Annotated in this window: 23 protein-coding genes; 12 read left to right on the forward strand and 11 right to left on the reverse strand. The window is 72.5% G+C overall.

What is annotated here, in order from left to right; translation table 11 throughout:
* Positions 1-818: 818 nt before the first annotated feature.
* Both ACH4E8_RS07680 and ACH4E8_RS07685 read right to left on the reverse strand, forming a co-directional pair.
* A complete protein-coding gene (locus tag ACH4E8_RS07680) occupies positions 819-3,779 on the reverse strand; it encodes an AfsR/SARP family transcriptional regulator (RefSeq protein ID WP_398445367.1) in 2,961 nt (986 codons plus the stop codon).
* Between the two features lie 187 nt (positions 3,780-3,966).
* Positions 3,967-4,725, reverse strand: coding sequence for a polysaccharide deacetylase family protein (locus ACH4E8_RS07685; protein ID WP_398445368.1), 759 nt, complete (start codon positions 4,723-4,725; stop codon positions 3,967-3,969).
* Between the two features lie 216 nt (positions 4,726-4,941).
* Here ACH4E8_RS07685 and ACH4E8_RS07690 point away from each other — a divergent pair, with 216 nt between their 5' ends.
* Together ACH4E8_RS07690 and ACH4E8_RS07695 are read left to right on the forward strand one after the other, a co-directional pair.
* Positions 4,942-6,039 (forward strand): MerR family transcriptional regulator, encoded by a 1,098-nt coding sequence (locus ACH4E8_RS07690; RefSeq protein WP_398446084.1) that lies wholly within the window; start codon positions 4,942-4,944, stop codon positions 6,037-6,039.
* Between the two features lie 69 nt (positions 6,040-6,108).
* Complete coding sequence (locus tag ACH4E8_RS07695) at positions 6,109-7,326, forward strand: amidohydrolase family protein (protein WP_398445369.1); 1,218 nt, start codon at positions 6,109-6,111, stop codon at positions 7,324-7,326.
* Between the two features lie 494 nt (positions 7,327-7,820).
* Here the strand turns inward: ACH4E8_RS07695 and ACH4E8_RS07700 are convergent, their stop codons facing one another.
* A complete protein-coding gene (locus tag ACH4E8_RS07700) occupies positions 7,821-8,279 on the reverse strand; it encodes a hypothetical protein (protein ID WP_398445370.1) in 459 nt (152 codons plus the stop codon).
* Complete coding sequence (locus tag ACH4E8_RS07705; RefSeq protein ID WP_398445371.1) at positions 8,279-8,695, reverse strand: ATP-binding protein; 417 nt, start codon at positions 8,693-8,695, stop codon at positions 8,279-8,281. The genes ACH4E8_RS07700 and ACH4E8_RS07705 overlap by 1 nt, the downstream gene beginning before the upstream one ends.
* Positions 8,696-9,002: 307 nt before the next feature.
* Between ACH4E8_RS07705 and ACH4E8_RS07710 the strand changes: the two genes are divergently transcribed.
* Both ACH4E8_RS07710 and ACH4E8_RS07715 read left to right on the forward strand, forming a co-directional pair.
* Positions 9,003-9,896 (forward strand): helix-turn-helix domain-containing protein, encoded by an 894-nt coding sequence (locus ACH4E8_RS07710; RefSeq protein WP_398445372.1) that lies wholly within the window; start codon positions 9,003-9,005, stop codon positions 9,894-9,896.
* A 31-nt stretch (positions 9,897-9,927) separates the two neighbouring features.
* Positions 9,928-10,173 (forward strand): DUF397 domain-containing protein, encoded by a 246-nt coding sequence (locus ACH4E8_RS07715; protein WP_398446085.1) that lies wholly within the window; start codon positions 9,928-9,930, stop codon positions 10,171-10,173.
* Between the two features lie 65 nt (positions 10,174-10,238).
* Here ACH4E8_RS07715 and ACH4E8_RS07720 read toward each other — a convergent pair whose 3' ends face one another.
* Both ACH4E8_RS07720 and ACH4E8_RS07725 read right to left on the reverse strand, forming a co-directional pair.
* The gene (locus ACH4E8_RS07720; protein WP_398445373.1) at positions 10,239-10,976 is read right to left on the reverse strand and encodes an alpha/beta hydrolase; all 738 of its coding nucleotides are present in this window, start codon (positions 10,974-10,976) and stop codon (positions 10,239-10,241) included.
* A 215-nt stretch (positions 10,977-11,191) separates the two neighbouring features.
* Entirely contained in the window at positions 11,192-12,103 is a 912-nt protein-coding gene (locus ACH4E8_RS07725; RefSeq protein ID WP_398445374.1) for an SDR family NAD(P)-dependent oxidoreductase, read from the reverse strand.
* 51 nt (positions 12,104-12,154) lie between these two features.
* Between ACH4E8_RS07725 and ACH4E8_RS07730 the strand changes: the two genes are divergently transcribed.
* Positions 12,155-12,835: a TetR/AcrR family transcriptional regulator gene (locus ACH4E8_RS07730; protein WP_398445375.1), complete on the forward strand. Its 681-nt coding sequence runs from the start codon at positions 12,155-12,157 to the stop codon at positions 12,833-12,835.
* Positions 12,836-12,848: 13 nt separating this feature from the next.
* On the opposite strand, the gene ACH4E8_RS07735 is transcribed toward ACH4E8_RS07730, so the two are convergent.
* Positions 12,849-13,142 carry a hypothetical protein gene (locus ACH4E8_RS07735; protein WP_398445376.1) on the reverse strand — a complete coding sequence of 98 codons (294 nt, stop codon included), beginning with the start codon at positions 13,140-13,142 and terminating at the stop codon, positions 12,849-12,851.
* A gap of 54 nt (positions 13,143-13,196) precedes the next feature.
* Here ACH4E8_RS07735 and ACH4E8_RS07740 point away from each other — a divergent pair, with 54 nt between their 5' ends.
* Entirely contained in the window at positions 13,197-13,940 is a 744-nt protein-coding gene (locus tag ACH4E8_RS07740; RefSeq protein WP_398445378.1) for a MerR family transcriptional regulator, read from the forward strand.
* A 125-nt stretch (positions 13,941-14,065) separates the two neighbouring features.
* On the opposite strand, the gene ACH4E8_RS07745 is transcribed toward ACH4E8_RS07740, so the two are convergent.
* The gene (locus tag ACH4E8_RS07745) at positions 14,066-14,905 is read right to left on the reverse strand and encodes a helix-turn-helix transcriptional regulator (protein WP_398445380.1); all 840 of its coding nucleotides are present in this window, start codon (positions 14,903-14,905) and stop codon (positions 14,066-14,068) included.
* 197 nt (positions 14,906-15,102) lie between these two features.
* Between ACH4E8_RS07745 and ACH4E8_RS07750 the strand changes: the two genes are divergently transcribed.
* Positions 15,103-16,005, forward strand: coding sequence for an MBL fold metallo-hydrolase (locus ACH4E8_RS07750; protein WP_398445382.1), 903 nt, complete (start codon positions 15,103-15,105; stop codon positions 16,003-16,005).
* 64 nt (positions 16,006-16,069) lie between these two features.
* On the forward strand, positions 16,070-17,509 hold the full coding sequence (locus ACH4E8_RS07755; RefSeq protein WP_398446087.1) for a carboxylesterase/lipase family protein: 1,440 nt from the start codon (positions 16,070-16,072) through the stop codon (positions 17,507-17,509).
* Positions 17,510-17,776: 267 nt separating this feature from the next.
* Here ACH4E8_RS07755 and ACH4E8_RS07760 read toward each other — a convergent pair whose 3' ends face one another.
* Positions 17,777-18,796: an AraC family transcriptional regulator gene (locus ACH4E8_RS07760; RefSeq protein WP_398445384.1), complete on the reverse strand. Its 1,020-nt coding sequence runs from the start codon at positions 18,794-18,796 to the stop codon at positions 17,777-17,779.
* An 82-nt stretch (positions 18,797-18,878) separates the two neighbouring features.
* Here ACH4E8_RS07760 and ACH4E8_RS07765 point away from each other — a divergent pair, with 82 nt between their 5' ends.
* Positions 18,879-19,715, forward strand: coding sequence for an NAD(P)H-binding protein (locus tag ACH4E8_RS07765; RefSeq protein ID WP_398445385.1), 837 nt, complete (start codon positions 18,879-18,881; stop codon positions 19,713-19,715).
* An 83-nt stretch (positions 19,716-19,798) separates the two neighbouring features.
* Positions 19,799-20,485, forward strand: a complete 687-nt coding sequence (locus tag ACH4E8_RS07770) for a hypothetical protein (protein WP_398445387.1) — start codon at positions 19,799-19,801, stop codon at positions 20,483-20,485.
* Positions 20,486-20,610: 125 nt separating this feature from the next.
* Here the strand turns inward: ACH4E8_RS07770 and ACH4E8_RS07775 are convergent, their stop codons facing one another.
* Both ACH4E8_RS07775 and ACH4E8_RS07780 read right to left on the reverse strand, forming a co-directional pair.
* Positions 20,611-21,441, reverse strand: coding sequence for a M55 family metallopeptidase (locus ACH4E8_RS07775; RefSeq protein WP_398445389.1), 831 nt, complete (start codon positions 21,439-21,441; stop codon positions 20,611-20,613).
* Positions 21,442-21,949: 508 nt separating this feature from the next.
* Entirely contained in the window at positions 21,950-22,327 is a 378-nt protein-coding gene (locus tag ACH4E8_RS07780; protein WP_398445391.1) for a hypothetical protein, read from the reverse strand.
* Between the two features lie 101 nt (positions 22,328-22,428).
* On the opposite strand from ACH4E8_RS07780, the gene ACH4E8_RS07785 reads away from it, so the two are divergent.
* A complete protein-coding gene (locus tag ACH4E8_RS07785) occupies positions 22,429-23,385 on the forward strand; it encodes a sigma-70 family RNA polymerase sigma factor (RefSeq protein WP_398445393.1) in 957 nt (318 codons plus the stop codon).
* 114 nt (positions 23,386-23,499) lie between these two features.
* Complete coding sequence (locus ACH4E8_RS07790; protein ID WP_398445395.1) at positions 23,500-24,891, forward strand: diacylglycerol/lipid kinase family protein; 1,392 nt, start codon at positions 23,500-23,502, stop codon at positions 24,889-24,891.
* Positions 24,892-24,942: the final 51 nt, after the last annotated feature.

Raw genomic sequence — 24,942 nt, forward strand, 5'->3', positions numbered from 1 at the left:
GAAAGAGAGCATGACTGACCGGCATAAACATTCGATGAACGTCCAGGCAGGATGCTGTCACAATGCCGCTGAACAGGGACGACGTCGACGAAGCGCGGCATGCCGCGTGGTGCTCGTCCCCTTGCGCGCCGCAAGTGCGCTGCCGCGCGCGCCCTTTTCACTTTGCGCGCCCCTCGGGCGCTGCCGGCGAGTGCTGCCGGACGGCCGCGGACGCGGCCCGTTGGATCGTACGGACCCGAACGGCCTGGCTGTCTCTTGACGGTACGCGACGGGGGCCCAGTCTCCACACCCGTGCGGGAAATTGGCAACGGGCCCTGACGAAAGCAGCACACTCCCGGGACGGTTGAGACCGAAACGGCAACAAGGGCAGCCCTGAGGGCAACCTGAAGACGGCCACCAGGGCGGTAGTTAGGACAGCAGTTAGGACAACAACCGGAACCGCAAGGCGAACCGGAACCGCAACCGGAACCTGCGTCAGGGGCAGAAGCGGAATCCGATCGCAGCGGCCCGGCGCGTCGTGTCCGCGGCGCATCGGCCCGTACGGGCACCCGGCACGGCGCCCAAGGCGCTCCGGCACTCCTCAAGGGGACTTCGAGCAGACCGCAGGGCGCCCGGGGGCCACCGATGACGCCCCGGCCCAGGGGGCACCCGTGATGCCCCGCCCGGCGTACACCGGCGTTGCGCCCCGATCGCGGTACGCCCCCGGCCGCCCTGCGCCGTGCCTCCGACGCACGCCCAGGCCGCCCGCGCGGCACCGCCGACGTACGCCCCCGGCCGGCCGTGCGGTACCTCCGACGCACGTGCTGCCCGCTCCGGCGTCAGCCCGTTCCGAGCGGGGCCAGCAGCATCCGTGCCTCCTCCGCCTGCGGGGCGCCGCAGGACTCCAGGAGCGACTTCGCCTCCAGCAGGCACGCGCGGGCGCGGTCCGGCTGCCCGAGGCCCGACAGGGCGCGGCCCAGGGTGATGAGGACCATGCCGCGGATGCGGTCGCCGCCGATGCAGCCGATGGCGAGGGCCTGTTCGCAGTGCTGGGCGGCGCGCGCCAGCCGGCCCGCCTCCAGATGGGCCTGGGCGATGCGGAAGTGCGTCGTGCCCTCCCACAGCCGCTGGCGGTTCACCTCGAACAGCTCCAGCGCCTCCAACAACTGCTCCAGCGCGTCCGTGTGCCGGCCGGCCTGGGTGAGCGCGATGCCGAGCGCATAGCGGGCGTTGGCCAACCGGAAGGCGTTCCCCAGCTTGAGGTAGACCTCCACGCCCTGCTCGGCGGTCTCGATCGCCTCGTCGAGGCGGCCGAGTCCGACCTGAGTCCGGGAGAGGTTGCACAGGGCGCTGGCCTCGGTGGGGGTGCTGCCGTCGCGGCGGGCGCCTTCCAGGGCCCGCCGGGAGAACTCGGCCGCGGCTTCGTAACGCGCCTCGTTGAGCGCGATGATGCCGCGGTCGTTGTCCGACCAGTAGAGCGGGGCGGGGTCGCCGACGGTGCGGGCGAGGTCCGCCGCGAGCCGGGCCTCGTCGTCGGCCTGGTCGTAACGCCCGGTCACCAGGTGGACGTTGGTCATCGCGACCCGCGCCCGTCCCTCGGTGCGCAGGTCGCCCGCTTCGTGTGCCGCGTCCCGCACCGCGAGCGCGGCGATCTCGTACAGCTTCGCGTTGGCGCCGGACTCCGAGAGGTCCTGGGTGATCCACAGGAGGTCCGCGGCGAGTTGCAGCCGTCGGCCCTGCGTCGCCTGCCGGGCGGACGCCAGCAGATTGTTCGCCTCGGCGTACAGCCAGTCCTGGGCCTGGCGCTGGTCGGCGAAGGGGATGCCCTGGTGGACGGTGGGGCCGACGTGGTGCACCAGGCGGTCGCCGGGGCGCTCGATCGCGTACACCCGCACCGAGGTGGAGAGGTAGAAGTCCAACAGGCGCTTGAGCGCCGCCTCGGCCTCCTCCGGGCCCTCGTCGCGCTCGGCGCACGCGCGCGCGTACAGCCGCACCAGGTCGTGGTACCGGTAGCGGCCGGGGGCCGCGGACTCCAACAGGGAGGTGTCGACGAGGGACTCCAGCAGGTCTTCCGTGTCCTGCGCGGGCAGCCCGAGGACTGCCGCCGCGGCCGTCAACGAGATGTCGGGGCCGTCGACCAGGCCCAGGGTCCTGAAGGCGTGCCGCTGCCCGGGCTCCATCTGCCCGTACCCCAACTCGAAGGTGGCCTTCACCGCCAGGTCGCCGGCCTGGAGCTCGTCCAACCGCCGCCGCTCGTCGGCCAGCTTCTCCGCCAGCACCGACACCGTCCACGTGCGCCGCGCGGCCAGCCGGGACGCCGCGATCCGGATCGCCAACGGCAGGAACCCGCACGCCGCGACCACGTCCAGCACCGACTGCCGCTCCGCCAAGACCCGCTCCTGCCCCACGATCCGCGTGAAGAGCTGGAGCGACTCCTCCGGGGACATCACGTCCAGGTCGACCAGATGCGCCCCGGCCAGATCGACCATCCGCACCCGGCTGGTCAGCAGCGCCGCGCACCCGGCCGTGCCCGGCAACAGCGGTCGGATCTGCGCCGCGTCCCGCGCGTTGTCGAGCAGGACCAGCACGCGGCGGCCGGCGAGCGTGGACCGGTAGAGCGCGGCGCGCTCCGCCAACGTGTCCGGAATCGCGTCGTCCGGGGTGCCCAAAGCCCGCAGGAACGCGCCGAGCACCGCCTCGGGCTCGGCCGCCCGCGCACTCGTGCCCTGAAGGTCCACGTACAACTGGCCGTCCGGGAAGTGCGGCCTGGCCTCATGCGCCACGTGCACCGCGAGCGTCGTCTTCCCGACACCGCCGATGCCCGCCAGCGCGGACACCGCCATCACCGCACCGTCCGACGACGCGAGCCGCCCGCCCAACTCCCGGACGAACGCCGCCCGTCCGGTGAAGTCCGGCACCGTCGCCGGAAGCTGCGCGGGGCACGACACCGGAGGCGGCGCGGAATGCTGCTCGGCAGGCGGCGCCAGCGTCGCGTCCGCCCGCAGGATCCGCTCCTGCAACTGCGACAGCTCGGGGTTGGGGTCGACCCCCAATTCCTCGGCGAGCAGCCGACGCGTGTCCGCGTACACCGCGAGCGCCTCGGCCTGTCGACCGCTGCGGTACAGCGAGACCATCAACAGCTCCCGCAGCCGCTCCCGCAGCGGATGCGCCGCAGTCAGCGCGGTCAGCTCGGAGATCGCCTCCGCATGCGCCCCCACCTCAAGATCGAGGTCGAGCCGGGTCTCCACGAGCTGGAGGCGCCACTCCTCCAGCCGGGTGCGCTGCGCCTGCGCGTACGGCCCGGGGACGTTCGCCAACGGCTCGCCGTCCCACAGGCCCAACGACTTGTTCACCAGCAGCCGGGCCTGGTTGAGGTCCCCGGCCGCCCGCACCTTCTCCGCCGCGCCCGCCAACTCCTGCGCCACGAACAGGTCGAGCGCGTCCCGCTCTATCCGCAGCGCATAGCCGCCGGCCTCGCTGATCAGCGTCGTCGCCGAGAGGATCTTCCGCAGCCGCGACGCGTACGTACGGATCGTCGCCAGCGCTTGGAGCGGTGGCTCCTCGCCCCAGATCGCGTCGATCAGCTCGCGCGAGGTCGCGGTGCGCCCGTCCCTGAGCAGGAGCGCGGCGAGCAGGGCCCGCTGCTGCGGGGACCCCGGCTCCAACGCGTCCCCCGCCCGCCAGGCGCGCACCGGCCCGAGCACGCTGAAGCGCAGGTCGACGGCACCACCCGTCTCCCTGGATTCGCTGGGCGCCGGAACGCGCTGCTCCGGTACGCGCGGCCCGCGGTCACGGTCCATGCTGCCCCCTGCCCCAACTTCCGGTTAGCCCCCGACAGTCTGCCCTGTACGCGGTGACTCCGTCAGCCACCGGAACGCTTCCTTCGGCTCCTTGCCCGGCGAACCCGGCGTCTTAACGCCGTTTGGCGATCTTCCGCCACATCCGCGAGAGGGGACTCCGTTTCCGCGCGGCCTGCGCGGGAAGCCGTCAAGGTCGGTAGATCTCCCCGGGGTTGGGCTTCGCTGGCGCCAGGAGCTGGGAGACCGTGACGAAGGTGTAGCCCCGCTTCTTGAGTTCGGTCACAATTCCGGGAACGGCCGGAACCGTTCCGTCGTAAATGTCATGCAGAAGGATGATTCCGTCCTTCTTCGCCTGCTTGAGTATGCGGCTCTCGATCAGCGCCGAGTCGGTGGTCGAGTAGTCCTTGGCGGTGGCGTTCCACAGGATCTGCGCCAGCCCGAGCTCCTTGGAGACGGCCGTCACGTCGTCGTTGATCCGCCCCTGCGGGGGCCGCATCAGGTTGGGCTTCTGCCCGGTTATCTTCTCCAGCTCGACCTGGGTGCGCTCCAACTCCTCGCGTATCTCGTGCTTCTTCAGCTTGTCGAGGCGCGGGTGGGTCCAGGTGTGGTTGGCGACCTCGTGACCCTCGTCAGCGAATCGTTTCACCACGTCCGGCCACTTGGTCAGGTGCTTGTTGCCGAGGACGAAGAAGGTGGCGGGCACCTTCTCCTTCTTGAGGTAGTCCAGCAGCTCCGGGGTCTTCTTGCCGGGGCTGGAGTCGAAGGTCAGCGCGATGCACTTCACTTCCTCGCAGTCGACCTGCCCGGCCGGGGGCTTGCCCTTCGCGTCTCCGCGCGCGCTCGCCGGTGCCGTGGTGTCCATGCCGCACGCGCTGAGCGTGAGGGCGAGGGCTGCGACGCCGGCGGCGAGGGCCGCGGTCCTGGATTTCCTCCTGGTGGCGGGCATGGTGGGGGTCCCCCTGGGTGGATCGGATTGGTCGGTTCCGCCTGCACGATACACAGGAGTCCCACAGGGTTCGCCGGGGTGTTCGAGAGGTGGAAGCAGCCGGCCGCGCAGGGCGGGGCTTGACCCTCACGTGACGTGATGCCGCATGGTCGGGGCGTGGCGGAACACCTGGAGGAACGTCCTGCGGAGGAGCGTCCGGCGGCCGAGCACCTGACCGTGGGGCGGGTCGCGGAGCTGGCTGGCGTGAGCGTCCGCACACTGCACCACTACGACGAGATCGGCCTCGTCCGGCCGTCCGGTCGGACCGGCGCCGGGTACCGCGCGTACTCGCCGGGCGACGTGGAGCGACTGCGGGAAGTGCTCGCCTACCGACGGCTGGGCTTCGGCCTGCGCGAGATAGCGGACCTGGTCGACGACCCGGACACGGACGCGGTCGCGCACCTGCACCGACTGCGCGGCCTGCTGCTGGAGCAGCGCGACCGCGCCGCCGCCACCGTGGCGGCCATCGACAAGGAACTGGAGGCACGTGCCATGGGCATACGGACGACGTCGGAAGAGCAACTGAAGGTGTTCGGCGCGCAGCTCTACGATGCCATCGGATCCGCCTACCCGGCGACCCGGCGCACCGAACCGCGGATCGCCGCGAGGGTCTGGGAGGCCCTCGGGGACGCCCGTACGGTGCTGAACGTCGGCGCCGGCACCGGCTCGTACGAACCCCCGGACCGCGAGGTCACGGCGGTGGAGCCGTCGGCGGTCATGCGCGCCCAGCGCCCCGCGGACGCGGCGCCGTGCGTGGCGGCCGCGGCGGAGAGCCTCCCCTTCGAGGACCAGTCCTTCGACGCGGCGATGGCCTTCAGCACCGTGCACCACTGGCGGGACCCGATCGCGGGGCTGCGCGAGATGCGCCGGGTGGCGCGGCGCGTGGTGGTGTTCACGTACGACGCCAGCAGCACCGGCTGGCTCGAACGGTTCTGGCTGACCCGCGACTACCTCCCCGAGTTCGCCGACCTCCTCGTGGACTGGCCCTCGCTGGCCGACCTGACCCGTGCCATCGGGGGCCGCGCGGAACCGGTGCTCATCCCGTGGGACTGCGCCGACGGCTTCTTCGAAGCCCACTGGCGCCGCCCGGAGGCGTACCTGGACGAGGAGGTGCGCCGCGCGGTGTCCGTGTGGACCAGGGTCGGCCCGGAGGCGGAACGGCGAGCGGTCAGCGGGCTCCGCGACGACCTCGCGTCGGGCCGCTGGGCCGAGCGCAACCGCGACCTCGTCGCCCACGACGCGGCGGAGCTGGGCCTGCGCCTGCTGGTGGCCTGAGGCACCCGGGGGCGAGTTCCCGCCCCCCAAGGAGCTGACGAACCGTCAGATGCTCGCTACCGTGAACCCATGGAGACCTTCCCGAAGATCATCTCGGTGGACGACCACACGGTGGAGCCCCCCAATGTCTGGCGGGACCGGCTCCCGTCGAAGTACGCGGACGTCGCCCCGCGCGTCGTCCGCGCCCCCCTCAGGGATATGACCTTCCTCGGCGGAAAGTTCGCCCCTGTCATGGGCGCCCCCGGTGAGGACGGCCCGATCGGCGACTGGTGGATCTACGAGGACCTGCACCGCCCCCTCACCCGCCTGGACACCGCCGTCGGCTACGACCGCGACGAGATCAAGCTGGAGGTGATCACGTACGAGCAGATGCGCCCCGGTTCGTACGACGTCCGCCAGCGCCTCGCCGACATGGACGTCAATCACGTCCAGTCCGCGCTCTGCTTCCCCACCTTCCCCCGCTTCTGCGGCCAGACCTTCACCGAGGCGAAGGACCGGGAGCTGGCGCTGCTGTGCGTGCGCGCCTACAACGACTGGATGGTGGAGGAGTGGTGCGGCCCCGATGCGCAGGGCCGTCTCGTCCCGCTCACCCTCATCCCCCTGTGGGACGCCGACCTCGCGGCGGCGGAGGTCCGTCGGAACGCGGCGCGCGGGGTGCGCGCGGTCGCGTTCTCCGAGATACCGCCCTTCCTCGGCCTGCCGTCCGTCCACGGCGACGAGTGGGACCCCTTCCTGCGGGCCTGCGACGAGACGGGCACGGTCGTCGCCATGCACATCGGCTCCTCCTCCAAGATGCCCTCCACCTCGGCGGACGCCCCGCCCGCGGTCGGCTCCACGATCACCTTCGCGAACTGCTGCTTCTCCATGGTCGACTGGCTGATGAGCGGCAAGTTCGAACGCTTCCCGAACCTGAAGGTGATGTACGCGGAGGGCCAGATCGGCTGGATCCCGTACATCCTGGAGCGCGCGGACGTCGTCTGGGAGGAGAACCGGGCCTGGGGCGGCGTCGCGGACAAGGTCCTGCGCCCGCCGTCCGAACTCTTCGCCGGCCACGTCTACGGCTGCTTCTTCGACGACGCGTTCGGCCTGCGGAACCTGGACGCGATCGGGGTGGGGAACGTGCTGTACGAGACGGACTATCCGCACTCGGACTCGACGTGGCCCAAGTCGCGGGAGGTGGGTGAGGCGCAGATGGGGCACCTGGCGCCGGACGTGGTGGAGCGGATCGTGCGCGGGAACGCGATCGAGTTGCTGGGGCTGACGGGGGACGGGCTGTGGGCGGGGTGAGGGGGAATCTCCCTCAGGTGAGGGATGTGGGGTGGGGCGGGGTCCGTCATGCTGGATCTGTGAGTGACCGTCCGGGTGCGGAGTGTGGTGGGGCTAGGTCGGAGACGGTCGTGAACGGGTGGACCCGTTAAGGACATTCGAGGAGTTCAGATGCGTGCGTGGTACGTGTGCTTGGGATGCACCGCCGGTTACCTCCCGCCGGAGTCGATGACCTATCCGTCCCTGCCCGGGGTGGTGGCGAGCCCGGTGCACTGCGGGACACCGGGCTGCCGGGAGCGGGCGGAGCAGGTCATCGAGCGCTCGGGGCTGACGGTTGAGGCGTTCGTGGCGATGGCGACGAGGGTGTCGGGGCCAGCGGGCCGGCCGGACGAGGAGCCGAACCGACCCCGTTCCATACGCCGGGCGCGGGGTGGCCGCTCGGCTTCGGGGCCGCGGTCGGCGAGGAGCAAGCTCCTGTAGGTCCCGGCCTTCGCCCCGGCCTCGGCCCCATTTGTTCAGGCCGGGCCGCCGAGCACTTCCCGCATCGAGCGGTGCGGCGTGGGTCGCGGCTGGTGCGCATACAGGGCGCGGCGCAGGGCGCCCGGCGAGACCAGGAGGCGCCCGCGGCAGGGACGTAACCAGTACGCCCCGCCGCTCGGCCGCCGCTGGGTCAGCGCCGGCACGACGATCTCCGCGGGCGCGCCGACGCACACGCCGTGCGGATGGTGCTCCCACCGCGCGGTCGTGCCGGGCGGTACGAGCCAGTACAGCCACGGCCGGCGCACATCGGCGATGACCGGTCCGCAGCCGTACGTCTGCGCTGCTTCGACCGTCGCGACGGTGGCGTGCCCGCGCTGCCCGGCCGCGCTGATCACGACGTCGAACAGCCGCCCGCCGAGCGGCACGAGCGCGTCTCCGTTGGCGTCCAGGTCCCGCAGGGCGCGTACGCGCGCGGCGAGGTCGTCCGCGTGCATCACGCGCCGCCCCCGTCCAGCCGCAGCGCGCACCAGGCGCCGCCGGGCGTGACGCCCCACTCGTCGGCGAGCAGCGTCACGAGGAACATCCCGCGCCCGTTCTCGTCGTACGGCGATGCGTCACGCACCCGCGGCACGCACGGGCTGACGGAGCCCACCTCGATCAGCAGCCGGCTGCCCGTGCGCCAGAGGTGCACTTCGACGGAGCCTTCGCCGTGCTGGAGGGCGTTGGTGACCAACTCGGAGACGAGTACGTCCACGGTGTCGACGAGGTGGTCCAGCCGCCAGAGGGTGGCGTGCGCGCGGGCCGCGTGACGCATGAGTCCGGGCCAGAGTCGGTCCTCGTCGCTGAGGGGCTCCCCGGCTTTGCCGGACCTGCTCAACGTGACGTCGAAACCGACCGGTGAAGTAGCCACCGGTGTGGGGGTGATGGTGGGCATGTAGAGGTCCTCTCGCAAGCCTGGGGGGAGGTCGCGCGGACGTGCGAATTGCCAGCTCGCAAGGGGGGTTGGGTTCGAGCAAGGCCGCACATACGTCGTGCTACCTGAACTACCGTGACGCGTGGGCAGAATGCCCCGCAAGCGGAACGTCTCTGAAATTTCTGCCAGGTCAGAAATGGACTATGCGGGGACGTGCACAACGGGCCGGACTGCCTGCGCACGGGCGCAGTCCGCCTGCACAACGGGATACTTGACAGCACGAGGGGCACTGGAGGGTGCGCACGTGGCAGCCAAACGAGGAGCGACAGGCCGTCGCCTGGAGCTCGGCATCCAATTACGGCAGTTACGCGAGAACTGCCCGCCGGTCGAGCCCGACCGCCTCCGCGGCATGACCCGCAAGGCGGCGGTCAAGGGGCTCAGCGACCTCTCGGAACCGACCCTGGCCCGGATCGAGCTGGGCGAGCTGAACTTCCGTCGGAACGTGGGAAACCTGCGGACCTTGCTGAAGCGGTACGGCGTGACGGACCCGGAACTGGTCCAGCAGCTCATCGACCTCAACCGCGAGGCGCCGACAGAGGAGTGGCTGACGCAGTACCGCAGCTTCATGCCGACGGGGATGCCGCACTATGTGGGGTTGGAGGCGGAGGCGGTCGGGATCATGGTGTATCACCCGACGGTGGTGCACGGTCTGCTTCAGACCCCCGAGTATGCGAAGGCGGTCCTTGAGATGGGGCGCCCCATCGAGGACACCACTGCTGAGTTCATCAAGCGCAGCGTTGAAGTCCGGATGGAGCGCAAGCGCAGGGCCCTGAATCGTGAGAACCCCGTTCGGCTCCGGGTGATCCTCGGAGAGGCAGCCTTGCGCACACCTGTGGGCGATGACGAAGTCATGCGCGTCCAGTACGAGGAGATCGTAGGGCTCGCGGGCGAGGAACACGTGGCGCTTCAGGTGATGCCGTTCCGGCGTGGATACCGAGCGATACACGATTTCGCGATTCTGGATCTGGGCGATCTACCGTCCCGTGTCCAGACCGATAACGCCTGGGGTGCGGTCTCCACCTCAGACAAGCCCCGGGAAGTGGACCGGTTCACTCGCCGGTTCAACGCGATGGCGGGTGCGGCCCTCGGAGTCGAGGAAACCATCGAATTCGTGAAGGAACTAGCGAGAAAGCAGTAGAGCCATCAACACTCACACCCCTGCGATAGCTCTGACACCCACGAGTCCGTGGTTCAAGTCGTCGTACAGCGGCGATACGGGCAACAGTTGTGTGGAGGTCGCCTGGTTCAAGTCGTCGTACAGCGACGGCACCGGCAACAGTTGCGTCGAAGTCGCCGACCTCGCCACCCACATCGGCATACGTGACTCCAAGGTTGCGCACGGCCCCGCCCTGCTCGTTCCCACCGCCGCCTGGTCCTGCTTTGTGACCTTCGCGGCCGGGGCGCCCGTCGCGTGAGCCTTCGGGGTCCCTCCCGCGGCAGGAGCGTGCCGCGGGAGGGGCGTCGCCGAAGCCGGCTCCGGCTACTTCAGGTGGCGGTCGTAGAAGCGGTTTCCGTCCTCCACTTCGAACCACGGGGTGCCGGTGTGTCCACCCAGGTTGGCGTGGAGGGTCTTTTCCCGGGTGCCGAAGGCGTCGAACAGGTCCAGGGCTCGTTGTCGGGGGTTTCCTTCGTCGTCCCACTGAAGGAGGAACAGCAGCGGGACGGTGACCTGCCGGGCCTCCTCGCGCTGGGCGCGGGGCACGTATCCGCCGGCGAAGAATGCCGCCGCGGCGATGCGGGGCTCGGTCACCGCGAGGCGGATGCCGACGGCGGTCCACCCCGAGTACCCGACCGGGCCGCCGATGTCGGGCAGCTCAAGGAGCGCATCGAGGGTGGTCCGCCATTCCGGGGCCGCCTTTTCGACCAGCGGGCCGATGAAGGATTCGAAGAGGTCGTCGACGGGCTCGCTGGCTTGCAGAGCCCGGCGGATGTCGGTGCGCGCCTGTTCGTCGGCCGCGGACTGGGGCCGGTCACCGCACCCGGGGGCGTCGATGGAGGCCACCGCGTAGCCGCAGGCCGCAGACGCCCGGGCCCGGGCGACGAGCCGGGCCGCGTTCTTGGGCAGGCCGTTGTTGTGGGCCATCAGGATCAGCGGGACCGGCGCGGCGGACTCGGGCGTCCACAGGGTGCCGGGGATCTCGGTGCCGGGGATCTCGCCGAGGGTGAATTCGCGTTCGAGTACGCCGTCGTCGTGGCGCTGCTCGGAGATGAACTGCATGGTCGTGCCTTTCGGGAGTGCGCTGGATGGCGCTCCCGGACGACGACCTATCGCCCGACCGTGACCCCGGAGGGGAGCACCCACGTCGATGTAGCGTTCACGGGTACCACCTCCTCGTCCTTTCGCACGGCCACCGGGAACGTAGCAGCGGTCGCGGCGCCCCACCAAAGGGATTTGCGTGGACTGCGCGGCCGCGGTGCCCGCCCAACCACGGGTCAACACAGGGCGCGTGCCGCCCGACGGCCCCGGCGCGTGGCGGCGGCGGGTGCCTTCGGGTGGTGGCGGCGCAGGTTGGTCGCGAGGAGGCGGTCCAGCGTGCGATCGGGCAGCAGTCGGCCCAGGTGCACGATCAGGGCGGCGTCCCGGCCGGCGGTGTAGCGGGTGCGCGGTCTGCGTGCCGTCGCGGCCTTCGCGACGACCCGGGCGGCGGCGTCGGCGGTCAGGCCCGACGCCGTGCCCGAGGCCATCAACTCGTTGTTCGCCCGGACCACTCCGCCGTAGCGCTCCTCCTGCTCCGGTGTCATCTGGGCGGCCAGGTCGTTCGCCGTCGCGATCCCGCGGGCGGCCATCTCCGTGCGGACGCCGCCGGGTTCGACCACGACCACCTGCACGCCCAGCGGTGCGACCTCCCGGCGGAGCGAATCGCTCACCGCCTCCAGGGCGAACTTGGCGCCGGCGTAGGCGCCGTACGTGGCCATCGCGAACTTGCCGCCGACCGAACTGATGTTGATCACACGGCCTCCGCTGCGCAGCAGCGCGGGCAGGAGGGCCTGGGTGACGGCGACGTGGCCGAACAGGTTGACCTCGAACACCCGCCGCCACTGCGCCATCGGCAGCGCTTCGACGGGGCCGTTCACCTGGATGCCGGCGTTGTTGACGAGCGCGTGCAGCGGACGCGGGTCGTCGGCGACCCGCGCGGCGAGCGCCGCCACCTGCTCCGGCTCGGTGATGTCGACGATGACCGGTTCGACGCCGGCCGATCGGATGGCGTCGGCGTCACGTTCGCGTCGTACGCCGGCCAGGACGTGGAATCCCCGACGGGCCAGTTCGCGGGCGCTCGACGCGCCCAGGCCCGTGGAAGCTCCGGTGATGACGATCAGCTTCTGGGATTCAGATGACGTTGTCACCCGGGTCACGCTATCGATTCAGATGACGCTGTCAACTGTATGGTGGGCGTCATGGTCACCCGTGCGGAGTCCGCCGCCGTCACCCGTCGCGCCCTGCTCGACGCCGCCGCCGAACTCCTGGACCTCGGCGGGCCCGAGGCGGTCACCCTGCGCGAGGTGGGCGCGCGGGCGGGCGTGACGAGGGGGGCGCCGTACCGGCACTTCACGGGGAAGGACAGCCTGCTGACCGCCGTGGTGACCGAGAGCTGGGAACGGATCACCGACCAGGTCCACGCCCTGCGGACCGATCCGGACCTGTCGGCCGCCGACAAGGTGCGCCGCACCCTCCGCACCCTCATCGCCGTCGGCCGGGACAAACCGCACCTGTACCACATGCTGTTCAGGCGCCGAGGACACCGTCCTGAAGAGCACGGTGAAGGACTCGACGGCGTCCGGCGCAAGCTGTGCGCACTTGCGGGCGACCCGGCCGCGGACCGCGTCCGCGCGGCCGGACGCTTCCAGGACGAGTTCCTGGCCGTCGTCACCGCCCTCATGGGGGAGCAGAAGGCACGGCACTACGGCGTCCTGCTGCTGACCAGCGCCCACGGCATCGCGGACATGGAGCTGAGCGGACACCTCAACACCGACCGGCTGCGCACGACCACCGACGAACTCGTCGACACCCTCGTCCGCATGGCCGCCGCTGATGCCGCTGCCGCTGCCGAAGCCGCGGACGCCGCGGAGGCGAGGTAGGCAGCCGCGCCCGTCACGATCCTTCGGCCGGCGACTCCAGCAGCCGGTTCAGTTCGTGCTCCGCGGGGTCGTGGCCGGCTTCGTGGATCCGTTGCAGCTCGCGCAGATCGCCGGCCGCGACCGCGCGGCGGGTGAGGAGGCGGCCGGCGCGGGCGGAACCCTCGTCCAGCAGTTCGCTCAGCTCGTGGACGTCGTCGGCCGCGTCGGCGAGGTCGGCCAGCCGGTCGAGCGCGGCTTCGTTGCCCGCGTCGGCCAGTTCGCGCAGCACGCCGCGATCGGCGTTGGTGTTGGTGGTGGTGTTGTCCATGGCGTCATGGTGGAACCCTGCCCCCGGGGAAAGGTCAAGCGAGACGATGGTGGGGTGATCACCATCGGGCAGTTGGCCGGGTACGTCGGAGTGTCGATCAAGACCGTGCGCGTCTACCACGACAAGGGGCTGCTGCCCGAACCTGAGCGCGACGCCTCGGGCTACCGGCGCTACGGCGCGGACGCCGCCGTCGACCTGATCAAGATCCGAACGTTGGCGGAGGCGGGGGTGCCGCTGGCTCGCATCCGGGAGCTGAGGGCGGCGTCCGACGAGGAGTTCCAGCGGGCGCTACGGGAGATCGGTGACGAGTTGGCCGCCCGCATCCGCGGCCTGCGGGCGACGCAGGAGCGGCTGTCCCAGCTCGCGGCGGGGGAGCTGGCGCCGCTGCCGGGTGAAGTCGCCGCCCATCTATGTGACTTGAAGGGTTGGGGGTTCACCCCGCGGTGGATCGACCTCCAGCGCGACCTGTGGATCCTCGTCTTCGCGACCCACCCGGACCGGGCGGCCGCACTCTTCCACGACCAGTGCGCGAGCCTGGCCGAGCCGGCGCTACGGCGGCTCTTCCTGGAGTACGACCGGGCGTACGACCTCGCTGCGGACGATCCCCGCATCGACGGACTCGCCCGACGGATCGGCGAGGCGACCCGCGAACGCTACGGGGCCGAGGGCGAGTTGCCGCAGCTCGACGCGGCGTCCGAGATCCCCGGGCTCATCCGGGGCGCGGTCTGCGACGCGTCGCCGGCGTGGCGCCGCCTGGACGCGCTCATCCGGCACCACCTCGCCGAGTGGACACGCTAGGACGGGTCTTGAGGGCCTGTGGGGGGACCTCGGCGCCCCAATGCCCTCGCCGTTTCCCCGCAGTGGTCACACCTCCGCAGGGACGCCGCGGCCACGTCCCAGGCGCACAGGGAACGCGCGGGGCGTCAGGACGTGCGCAGCAGTGACAGCGCGTCCTGGGAGGGGGAGCCCTCCTCCGTCGTGACGAGGACGAAGGATTGTTCGGGGGAGCGGGCGGGGAGCAGGACCTGTTGGGTGACGGTGAGGGCACCGACGACGGGATGGCGCAGGCGGTACGCGTCCGCCTCGCACGGTTTGACCCGGTGGTCGTTCCACAGCGTGGCGAACTCGGGGGACATCATGGTCAGTTCTCCGACCAGGGACGCGAGGAGGGCGTCCTCGGGGTGGCGGCCGGCGACCTGGCGGAGGTTGCCCACGACCGCTCGCGCCTTGCGCTCCCAGTCCGCGTACAGCTCCCGCGTGTGTGGATCGAGGAAGAGCATGCGGGAGAGGTTGGGGCGGTCCTCGGGGCGGTCGGGGGCGGTGGGGGAGAGGTGGCCGGCGAGCAGGGCGTGGGCCAATGGGGTCCAGGCCAGTACGTCGCCGCGGCGGCCGAGCACCAGCGCCGGGGTGTGGCCGACGGAACGCAGCAGGTCGCGGGTGAGGGGATCGACCCGTTCGGTCGGGGGGCGCCGTAGCGGCCGCAGGCGCTGCGAGGCGAGGTCCCGCAGATGGGCGTGCTCGTGCTCGTCCAGCCGTAGGGCGGTGGCGAGCGCGTTCAGGACGCCGTCGGACGCGTTGGTCGACCGGCCCTGTTCGAGGCGCGTGTAGTACGAGACGCTGACGCCCGCCAGGTGCGACAGCTCCTCGCGGCGCAGGCCCGCCACCCGCCGTACGCCGGGCAGCTCGGGAAGGCCCACGTCTGCGGGGCGCACCCGGGCCCTTCGGGCCCGCAGGAACTCGCTGAGCTGCTGGGAACGCGCCATGGCGTCGAGTATGCCCGCGTTCGCGACCCGCAGCCTGGCCCTGTCATGGGTAGGCACGTCATGCGTAGGCACGTCATGCGTAGGCAGGTCGTGCGTGGGCACAAGGCGGGGCTGGTGCCTGGTGCCGCCGCGCGCGAGGTTGGCGGGACTCCAACGACCACCCAGACCTCCACCACCTCAAACGGACGGGACCAGCCATGCAGGAGATCGTGCTCGGCGATGTGTCGATCACCCGGATCGTCGAGTTCCACGGACCGGTCGGGATCGCCCCGGCCGCCTTCTTCCCCGAAGCGCCCGAGCAGGCGTGGCGGGAACACTCCCACTGGCTGGAGCCGGACTTCATCGACCTCGCGGCGGACGTGTGCGTCAACGCGGTGCAGACCTGGCTGCTGCGCAGCGAGGGCGCGACGATCCTCGTCGACACCGGGATCGGCGACGACAAGGAACGCCCCTACGCACCGATCTGGAGCCGGCGGCGCACCGGCTTCCTCGACGAACTCGCCAAGGCCGGCGTGCAGCCGGCCGACGTCGACCTGGTGGTCAACACGCATCTGCACGTCGACCACGTCGGCTGGAACACCCGGCTGGAGGACCGCGCCTGGGTGCCGACCTTCCCCAATGCCACGTATCTGTTGCCGCGGCGCGACTTCGACTTCTGGAACCCGGCGAACGGACACGCCGCGCGACTGGGGCGGGGGAACCAGAACGTGTTCGAGGACAGCGTGGCGCCGGTGTACGAGGCGGGGCAGGCGCTGCTGTGGGACGACGCGCACACCATCGACCGGAACCTGCGGCTCGAACTCGCGGCGGGGCACACGCCGGGCTCCTCGGTGCTCGCGCTGGCATCGGGCACCGACCGGGCGCTGTTCGTCGGCGACCTGCTGCACATGCCGCTCCAGGTCGTCTCCCCCGACACCAACACCTGCTTCTGCGAGGACGAAGCCGAGGCGAGGGCCACCCGACGCCGACTGCTCGGCCGGGCCAGCGACACCAACGCGCTCGTCGTGCCGGCGCACTTCGGCGGCTCGGGGGCGGCGGAGGTCGTCCGGGACGGCGACGCGTTCGCGATCGCGGCGTGGGCTCCGTTCGACCGGATCTGAAGAAGTCACGCCGCCCTGCACCGCGTACGAGAACGAGAACGAGAACGAGGGAACTGTGTCCGATCTGGTCGTGACCACGACGGAAGGCCGCGTCCGCGGCGTACTCACCGAACACGCCGGTGGCGAGGTGGCGCGGTTCCTCGCCGTCCCCTACGCGGCACCGCCGCAGGGCGCCGGCCGCTTCGCCCCGCCCCGGCCCCACGCGCGGTGGACGGGTGTGCGCGACGCCCTGACCCCGGGGCCCAGCGCACCGCAGCCGCGCCGGGACGCCTTCGGCGCGCTCGACATGTCGCCGTACTTCGGCCCCGGTTGGGACCGCGGCGACGACCACCTCACGGTGAACGTGTGGGCTCCGCGCGGGGCCGACCGCCGCCCGGTGATGGTGTTCGTGCACGGCGGCGGGTTCGTGGCCGGCTCGACCGGCGCCGCCCTGTACGACGGCGCCGCGTTCGCCCGCTCCGGCGTGGTCCTGGTGACGCTGAACTACCGTCTCGGCGTCGCGGGCTTCCTCGACCTGCCCGACGCGCCGCCCAACCGCGGCCTGCTCGACGTCGTCGCCGCGCTGCGCTGGGTCCGGCGCAACGTCGCGGCCTTCGGCGGCGACCCCCGCAACGTCACTCTCTTCGGCCAGTCCGCGGGCGCCACGATCGTCGGCGCGGTCCTCGCCACGCCGGCTGCGGCCGGGCTCGTGCGGCGCGCGATCGTGCAGAGCGGCAGCGGGCTCGGTGCGTACTCGCCGGAGCAGGCGGCGCGGGTGACGCGTAGGGCCGCGGCGGTGCTCGGCGTCGCGCCGACGGCCGCCGCCTTCGCGGACGTGCCCGATGAGGAGTTCGTCGAGGTCGTGCCCGAACTGGGCGGCATCGACCTGCGGACGGCCGAGCGCCGCGACCCCCTGATGGGGCTCAGCCCGTTCAGCCTCGTACTGGCCCGGCAACCGGCCGAGAGCCCCTTGGCGGACGTGGACCTGCTGATCGGCACCAACGCGGAGGAGGGGAACCTCTACCTGGCACCCCAGGGCGAGTTGAAGACTTCCACCGCGCAGGACGTACGCGCTGCGGCCGAGGCCCACGGCGCCGCGGACCCGCTCGTGGCGGCCCACCGTGCCCGGCACCCGGGCGCCGGGCACGGCGAGCTCCGTTCGGCGATCCTCGGCGACGGGCTGTTCGGCGCCGGCAGCCGACGGCTGGCCGACGCCCACGGCCGGGCGCACGTCTACGAGTTCGGTTGGCGTTCCCCGGCCGTCGACGGCCTGCTCGGCGCCGCGCACACGGTGGAACTCCCCTTCGTCTTCGACCGGCTCGACCTCCCCGCCCTGCGCGGCCCACAAGGGCTGCTGGGCCCCCGGGGACCACTCGGCCCGCCGAACCTGCCCGCCGAATCGTCGGCCGAACCGCCCGCCGCGCTGGCTGCGGAGATGCACGCGGCGTGGGTCGCCTTCGCCCGCACCGGCGACCCGGGCTGGCGGCCGTTCAGCGGGGGAGGGGGAGTCCGCCGATTCGCCTGAGCGGCTTGCAATGGCTTGTCTGCGGCCGGCAACCCGCCGTGCCCCTGGCTCCGCCTCGGGGCGCCCCGCCTGTTGTCGTGTTCCGCAGGGCCCCAGTGCTCTGCGGGCCGGTGCCACCCCTTAAATGCCCTCGCCGTTTTCCCGCGGGAATCATGTCCACTGCGGCCCGGTGGAGACCAACGCTCCCGCAGGGCTACGGCGGCTCCGTCCACCCGCCCAGGGACATGCGTGGCACCTTCCGGACACGACCTGCCGCGGGCCCCGCGCTCAGGCGGGCGAGCCGACCGTGGCCGTGCGGGGCGGAACGGGGGCGCCGGAAGCGCGGGCACGGGCGACCGCGGTGCGGCGGAAGGCGCTCGGGTTGGCGCCCTGGACGCGTTTGAACGCGGCGCTGAAGCCGAAGGGGTCCGCGTACCCCACGGCGCGGGCGACCTCCGCGACCGTCGCCGACGGCTGTTCGACCAGCAGGTCGGCGGCGAGCGTCATCCGCCAGCGCGTGAGGTACGTCAGCGGCGGCTCGCCCACCAGGTCGGAGAAGCGCTTGGCCAGGGTGGAACGGGACACCCCGGTGCGTTCCGCCAGCGCGCCCACCGTCCACGGCGCCGCCGGCTCCGCGTGCAGCAGCCGCAGCGCATCGCCGACGACCGGGTCCCGCTGGGCCGCCCACCAGGGCGGCGACTCGCCGCCCGGGCGGTCGAACCACTGGCGCAGCGTGCAGACCAGCATCCAGTCCAACAGGCGGTCGAGCACGACCTGTTGGCCCGGGGTGTCCACCGCGGCCTCCGCGGCGAGGTGGTCCAGCACGGCGTCGGCCGGGCCCCCGGGCGTCACCCGCAGCACCACCGGCAGCGCCTCCAGCAGCCGCCGGCTGATCTCGCCGCGGACCGGATACGCGCCCACGACCAGCGTCGTCGCACCGCAGTCGGTGCGGGCGGCCGCGGCGCTCCCGGGCCCCTCCACGGGGTCGTGCCAGCCGATCCGGTGCCGCGTCCCGCCGTGCTCGGGCGTCGCGCAGAACTCGCCGCACTCGACCGGCTCGGCGCTGGTACCCACCTCGTCCACGAAGGTGAACGTCGCCGGGCCGCGTACGACGATCGTCTCGCGGGCCCGCAACGGCTCGGGCGGATGGTGCTCCGGCACGATCCAGCCCGCCCCGTTCAACACCGTGCACAGGGTCAACGGCGCCCCGTCCACGAAGTGCAGCGCCCACGGCGGAGACAGGGTCGAGCTGCCGAACAACGAGCCGTGGGCCCGCACGCCCCGGATCAGATCACTGAACATGTCCATCTCGACGAAGCTAGACGATGACGCAGGCAATCCGGCTTCTCACCCATGGGATCGTCCGAAAGTGCCGTGTTCAATCGACGTCATGAGCGACGCCAACACTCTCGTACTCGGCGCAACGGGCAAGACCGGTCGGCGGGTCGCCGCCCGACTGCGGCTGCGCGGCACCCCGGTCCGTTCCGCCTCCCGCACCAGCGCGGTGCCCTTCGACTGGTCCGAGCCCGGCGGCTGGGACGCCGTCCTGCGGGGCGCCGAAGCCGTCTACCTGGTGCCCCCTGCCGTGCCGGGCCCGGCGCACGAGTTCGTCGCCCGGGCCGAAGCCGCCGGAGTGCAGCGGCTGGTCCTGCTCTCCGGGCGCGGCTCCGACACCTGGGGCGACACCACCTTCGGGCTGGAGATGCGCTCCGCCGAGGAGGCCGTGCGCGGCTCCGCGCTGGAGTGGGCCGTGGTGCGGCCGTCGAACTTCGCGCAGAACTTCGACGAGGACCTCTTCCACGCCCCGCTGCTCGCCGGGGAACTGGCGCTCCCGGCCGGCGCGGTGCCCGACCCGTTCATCGACGTCGAGGACGTCGCCGACGTCGCGGCCAAGGTGCTGAGCGAGCCCGGTCTGCACGCCGGGAAGACGTACGACGTGACCGGACCGCGCTCGATCACCTTCGGCGAGGCCACCGAACTGATCGCCCGGGCGAGCGGGCGGCCCATCGCGTACCGGCAGACCTCCACGGACGAGTACGTGGCGGCGCTCCTCAAGGAGGGGTGGGGCGAGACCGACGCGCACCACGTCGCGGAGATGTTCGTCCTGATGGAGCGCGGCCTGCTGGCCGAGCCGACGGACGACGTCGCCGAGGTGCTGGGCCGGGCGCCGCGGACCTTCGAGGACTACGTCGTACGGGTCGCGGCGACGGGCGCCTGGCGCGCATGACCGCCCCCCCCCCGCCGACTTCCCGCCGGGCTGCTGACGGGGCCGTGCGGGGGCCGGGGTCAGCCGTCGGGGGAGAATCGACCATGGACGTCTCCGCGCTGCTGGAAGCGGCCTGTCTCCTGGTCCCCGGAGCGGTCGCCACCGAGAACGACATCACGGTCGACGACGTGTGGGAGCACCTGGCCCACGACGAGTGGGAGCACGCCCTCAACCTGCTGGAGGAACTGGGGGACAGCGGCGAGTTGCCGTTGGCGTTCTGGACGCGACTGGCCGTCGCCGCGGAGCAGGCGCACCTGCCGCGGAGCGCCGCGTGGTGCCACTGGCGCTGCGCCGAGATCCGCAACGGCGTGGTCCGCGCCGACCTCACGCTCCACCCGGCCGCACGAGCGCGCCGCCGGACGCCGATCCCCGGCGCCGGCGTGCTGCGCCCGATGTGGGACGTCGGCCTCCGTGCGCCCGAGGGCGGCGCGGCGCTCGCCGTCGGCGCGCTGTGGCTGGAGGAACTGCCGCACCTCGCGGCGGGCGGCCGGGCCACCGTCCGCATCGTGCCGCTGACCCCGGCGCTGTGGACGGACGTGCGGGCGGGCCAGCGCATCGCGCTGCACGAGTTCCGTGACGCGTCGGGAACGGCGGTGGTGCTGGAGGTGCGGGAGCCCCGCCACGGCCCGAGTGACCATGAAGGCGGGGACGAACAGAACCGGATCAAGGAGACCATCTTGGACCTGGGAACACCCCCGCGTAAGGGCGGGGACGGCACGACGTCGATGTAACCGGGCCGGCGGATGTCGGGAGCAACCCCGGGTCTCCGGGGACGGCCAGCGGTCGAAGGAAAGGTACACCTCGGCCTTCGGGCCAACCCCGCACGGGCGGGGCACCCGCTCGCACGCGGTCCGGGTCAGCAGTACGGCGGCTGGTTGGTCAAGGACGCCGCCACCCGCATCCACACCCCGAACTGACGGTAGAGGGCGGGCAGCGCGCCCCGGGCCTGGACGGTGCGGCTGTCCGTCTCCGTCACGCCGGGGATGCCGAGGAGCGTCGACGCGACGGACGCCGACTGCCAGCGGACCGCGAGGGTGCACGAATCCGGCACGGCCACCGCGGACTTCGGCCGCACGGCGAGACCGGCCGCGACCGTCTCCTCTATCTCCGTACGCGCCTCCTGCGCAGGTCGCAGCTCCGCGGCGAACCGGTCCCGCGCGTACTTCACGGCCACGGTCCGCACCGAGCCGTCCCACTCCGCCATCTCGGCGCACGCCCGGTCGTCACCGGTGAGCACGGCCACCGGCACTCCCATGGCGGCCGCGGTGGCGTGCGCGAGACCGATCTCGCCGACCGGCCGGCCGTCCAGCCAGATGTCCTCGATCTCGTGGCCCATAAAGCTGTGGCTCAGCACGCCGAGCGCCCCGGCCCGGGAGTGGTAACCGACGCAGACCACGGCGTCGTGCTCGGCGTCGAGCCCGGCGAGCATGCCCATCTGCTTGGGCCTGCCGCGGATGAGCCGGGCGGCCGGGTGCAGCGACTCGGGCAGGATGTTCCGCATCGGGCCGTGCGCGTCGTTGACCGTGACCTCGGTGGCGCCGGCCGCGAGGGCGCCCCGGACGGCGGCGTTCACGTCCTCCGCCATCATCAGCCGGCCGCGCTCGTAGTCCCGGCCGGCCGGCTGGACGTCGGCGGCGTCGACGAGCCCCGTCACGCCCTCCATGTCCGCGCTGATGTAGATCCGCACTGCGCCATCCCCTCGCGATCCTGCTGTCCGCGGCCCGCCCGTCTTCTGGCGTGCCGCCCACTGGACCCTAGGCCGTGTTCGCGACGTCCTTGTGCGGGTGGGACGTATCACCCGTTTCCCTGCGGGTGCGTTGGTCTCCACCGGCCGGTGGGGCTTGTTCGCGCAGTTCCGCCCCTGTGCCCTGCGGGCACGGGCCCAGCGCCCCCGGCCTACCCGCCGTAATCCTGCGGGAGCGTTGCTCCCTGCGGCCCGGTGGTGGGTTGTTCGCGCAGTTCCGCCCCCTACGCCCTGCGGGCGTGGGGGGACCCCCAGCGCCCCTGTTGTGCCTCCCCCGTCACCCGCCTACCGGCTGGAGGTGGAGGTTCTAGGGGCTGCTGGGGCCCCCGTGCCCGCAGGGCACAGGGGGCGGAACTGCGCGAACAGCCCACCACCGGGCCGCAGAGACCAACGCTCCCGCAGGGAAACGGCGCCTCCGTCCACACCGCACGCACAAGAAGGCGCACAAGACCTACCGCCGCGCCAGTGCCAGGACGCTGAGGCCGAACATCAGGACTCCCAGGGGGAGGTGGACCGCCGGGACGTGGGCGATGCCGACGGCGACCTGGACCGAGGCGAGGGCGAGGAAGCCCGACGCGTACCAGACGGGCCGCAGGGAGCCGCCGCCCGGTTTCCACGCCAGCACCGCCGCGAGCACGTACAGCATCGACGCGCCGTACATCACCCGGGCCCCGACGTCGTGCAGCGTCCCCCCGTGGGACCAGGACACCAACAGGCCCGCCGAGACCGCCTGGAGGAAGACGGTCAGGGTCTGGAGGGCGATCGCGACCCGCAGGAACGAGGAGCCGCCGTGCCGTGCGTTCGTCTTCGCCGCCGCCTCAGTGGCCATGTCGCCGTCCCCTTTTCCGCCCGCGGGCAGTCGATCGATAAGGTCTCGACAGTCCGACGACGCGGGCCTGCGAAAGGTAAGGCGAGGGGGCGGCCGGAAGCATGGGGACGGGCGTGGACGAGATAGCCGGCGAGCAGCGCCGGCTGATCAACGTCGCCTACCGGTTGCTCGGTTCGGCGACCGAGGCCGAGGACGCCGTGCAGGACGCCTACGCACGCTGGTACGCGCTGCCGCGGAGCCGACGGGAACAGATCCTGTCCCCCGGCGCCTGGCTGACGACGGTGACCAGCCGCATCTGCCTGGACCTGCTCGGCTCGGCGCGGGCCCGTCGGGAACGCTACGTCGGCGCGTGGTTGCCGGAGCCGCTGCCGGACCGCACCGAGTGGGGCCGTGCGGGAGCCGCCGCCCGCCCGGGTGCCACCGGCTCCGCCGGACCTGCGGACCCCGCCGACCAGATCGTCCTGGACGAGTCGGTGACCATGGCGTTCCTCGTCGTCATGGAGACGATGACGCCCGCAGAGCGCGTGGCGTTCGTCCTGCACGACGTCTTCCGGTACCCCTTCGCCGAGGTCGCCGACGTCCTCGGCCGGACCCCCGCGGCCTGCAAGCAACTGGCCGCCTCCGCCCGACGACGGGTGGGCACGGCGCGCACCCCGCTGCCGGCGACCGGCCGGGCCGACGTGGTGCGGCACGTCAAAGAGGCGTGGCGGGCCAAGGACGTCGCGGCCCTCGTCGGCCTGCTCGACCCGGCCTCCGTGCTGACCGCGGACGGCGGGGGCGCGCCCGGCACCGCCCTGCGCCCGATCGAGGGCGGCGCGCGCATCGCCCACTACATGGTCGCCATCGCCGACCGGGCCCCGGGGCTCGAACTCCTGGAGCGGTCGGTCAACGGTCTGCCGGGCCTGGTGGCCCGGAGCGCCGGGGCCGTCGTATCCGTGACCTCCTTCGACGTCACCGATGTCACCGACGTCACCGATGTCACCGACGTCATCGACGCCCGCGTCACCCGGATCTGGGCCGTCCGCAACCCGCAGAAGCTGCGGCCGTGGGCGAGCTGAGGGCCGGCCGTTCCGCGTGCTCACCCGCCTGGCTCGTTGCGGGGTGCTCCCGCGCGCCGGGGCGGGCAGATTGGTGAGTCGGACGGGCGAGCGGGCGGAGAGGCGAGACGCGAGATGGGCCAGGACGGACGCGGCGGGGGCGTGGCCGCGCGAACACTGGCCCGGGTCGCCCTGCTCGCGGCCGCGGCGGTGCTGGTCGTGCTGGTCGTGGCGGTGGGCAAGGCCGGTCTCGTGGTCGTCGGAGCAGGGCTGGTCGGGCTGGTCGTCTGCGCCGTCGGCGGCTGGTGGTTCCTGGCGTACCGGGGCGTACGGCGTCTGTTCGGCGCGGCCGTCGCGGTCGCCGCGCCCGTGGCCGTCGTCGTGCTCTTCACCGTCGCCGGGCTGTGGCTCACGGCGCTGGTCCTGGGTGCCTGCTGGGCCGCGACGCTCGCCTGCGCAAGGGCGGCGCTGCGCAGGTCGGACCCGCGGCGGACGAAGCGGGCGCGGCGGGCGGTGGCCGCGCGCAGGCCCCGGCGAGCCGTATTGATCATGAACCCCAAGTCCGGGGGCGGGAAGGTGGGCCGCTTCGGGCTGGTCGAACGGGCGGAGGCGCGGGGCGCGCGGGTGGTCCTGCTCGACCCCGCCGCCCCGGCCGACGACGCGGACCTGCTGGGGGTGGCCCGCGCCGCGGTCGCCGACGGCGCGGACCTGCTGGGGGTGGCGGGCGGCGACGGCACGCAGGCCCTCGTCGCGGCCGTCGCCGCCGAACACGACCTGCCGTTCCTCGTCGTCCCGGCCGGCACCCGCAACCACTTCGCGCTGGACCTCGGCCTCGACCGCGCCGACCCGGCCCGCAGCCTGGACGCGCTGACGGACGGCGAGGAGGTGCGCGTCGACCTCGGGTCGGTGGCGGGCCGGCCGTTCGTCAACACCGTCTCGTTCGGGGTGTACGCGGACGTCGTGCAGCGCCCCGAGTACCGCGACGCGAAGGCGGGCACGGCGCTGAACGTCATGCCGGACCTCCTGGTCGGGGCGGGGGGCCGGCGGCTGGACGCGCGCGTGGGCGAGGAGGTGCTGTCGGCCCAGCAGGCGCTGCTGGTCAGCAACAATCCGTACGCCTCCCCGGACGTGCTCGGCGGCACCGGCCGCCGGCCCCGGCTGGACTCCGGCGAGTTGGGGGTGCTGGGGATCAGGGTGGAGAGCGGGGCGCAGGCGGCGGACCTGGCGGTGCGCGGATCGCAGTCGACGGGGCTGACCGTACTGACGGCGGGCAGGGTGGAGGTGACGTCCGGGGCCACCTCCGCCGAGGGCGCCCGGGACGTCCCCGGCGAGGGTGCCCGGGACATCCCCGTCGCGGTGGACGGGGAGGCACTGCGGATGCCCACCCCGGTGGTGTGCGTCCTGCGGCCCCGGGCGCTACGGGTGCTGCTTCCGCGTGACCGCGCACCCGCCGTCGTACCGGCCCCGCCCGTGGACTGGCGGCGCCTGCTTCGGCTGGCGTTCGGCCGTACGCCTACGCCGTCGTAGCGCTCGTCGCGCTCACGGGTTCGCGGCGCTCGCAGCACTCATCGCGCTCGC

Source organism: Streptomyces sp. NPDC017979, from assembly GCF_044328175.1.
Classification (GTDB): Bacteria; Actinomycetota; Actinomycetes; order Streptomycetales; family Streptomycetaceae; genus Streptomyces.

Bases quoted from the DNA above. Each gene is read 5' to 3' on its own strand.
- ACH4E8_RS07680 (WP_398445367.1), bottom strand. From the start codon at position 3,779: ATGGACCGTGACCGCGGGCCGCGCGTACCGGAGCAGCGCGTTCCGGCG.
- ACH4E8_RS07685 (WP_398445368.1), bottom strand. From the start codon at position 4,725: ATGCCCGCCACCAGGAGGAAATCCAGGACCGCGGCCCTCGCCGCCGGC.
- ACH4E8_RS07695 (WP_398445369.1), top strand. From the start codon at position 6,109: ATGGAGACCTTCCCGAAGATCATCTCGGTGGACGACCACACGGTGGAG.
- ACH4E8_RS07700 (WP_398445370.1), bottom strand. From the start codon at position 8,279: ATGCACGCGGACGACCTCGCCGCGCGCGTACGCGCCCTGCGGGACCTG.
- ACH4E8_RS07720 (WP_398445373.1), bottom strand. From the start codon at position 10,976: ATGCAGTTCATCTCCGAGCAGCGCCACGACGACGGCGTACTCGAACGC.
- ACH4E8_RS07730 (WP_398445375.1), top strand. From the start codon at position 12,155: ATGGTCACCCGTGCGGAGTCCGCCGCCGTCACCCGTCGCGCCCTGCTC.
- ACH4E8_RS07735 (WP_398445376.1), bottom strand. From the start codon at position 13,142: ATGGACAACACCACCACCAACACCAACGCCGATCGCGGCGTGCTGCGC.
- ACH4E8_RS07745 (WP_398445380.1), bottom strand. From the start codon at position 14,905: ATGGCGCGTTCCCAGCAGCTCAGCGAGTTCCTGCGGGCCCGAAGGGCC.
- ACH4E8_RS07750 (WP_398445382.1), top strand. From the start codon at position 15,103: ATGCAGGAGATCGTGCTCGGCGATGTGTCGATCACCCGGATCGTCGAG.
- ACH4E8_RS07760 (WP_398445384.1), bottom strand. From the start codon at position 18,796: ATGGACATGTTCAGTGATCTGATCCGGGGCGTGCGGGCCCACGGCTCG.
- ACH4E8_RS07765 (WP_398445385.1), top strand. From the start codon at position 18,879: ATGAGCGACGCCAACACTCTCGTACTCGGCGCAACGGGCAAGACCGGT.
- ACH4E8_RS07770 (WP_398445387.1), top strand. From the start codon at position 19,799: ATGGACGTCTCCGCGCTGCTGGAAGCGGCCTGTCTCCTGGTCCCCGGA.
- ACH4E8_RS07780 (WP_398445391.1), bottom strand. From the start codon at position 22,327: ATGGCCACTGAGGCGGCGGCGAAGACGAACGCACGGCACGGCGGCTCC.
- ACH4E8_RS07785 (WP_398445393.1), top strand. From the start codon at position 22,429: ATGGGGACGGGCGTGGACGAGATAGCCGGCGAGCAGCGCCGGCTGATC.
- ACH4E8_RS07790 (WP_398445395.1), top strand. From the start codon at position 23,500: ATGGGCCAGGACGGACGCGGCGGGGGCGTGGCCGCGCGAACACTGGCC.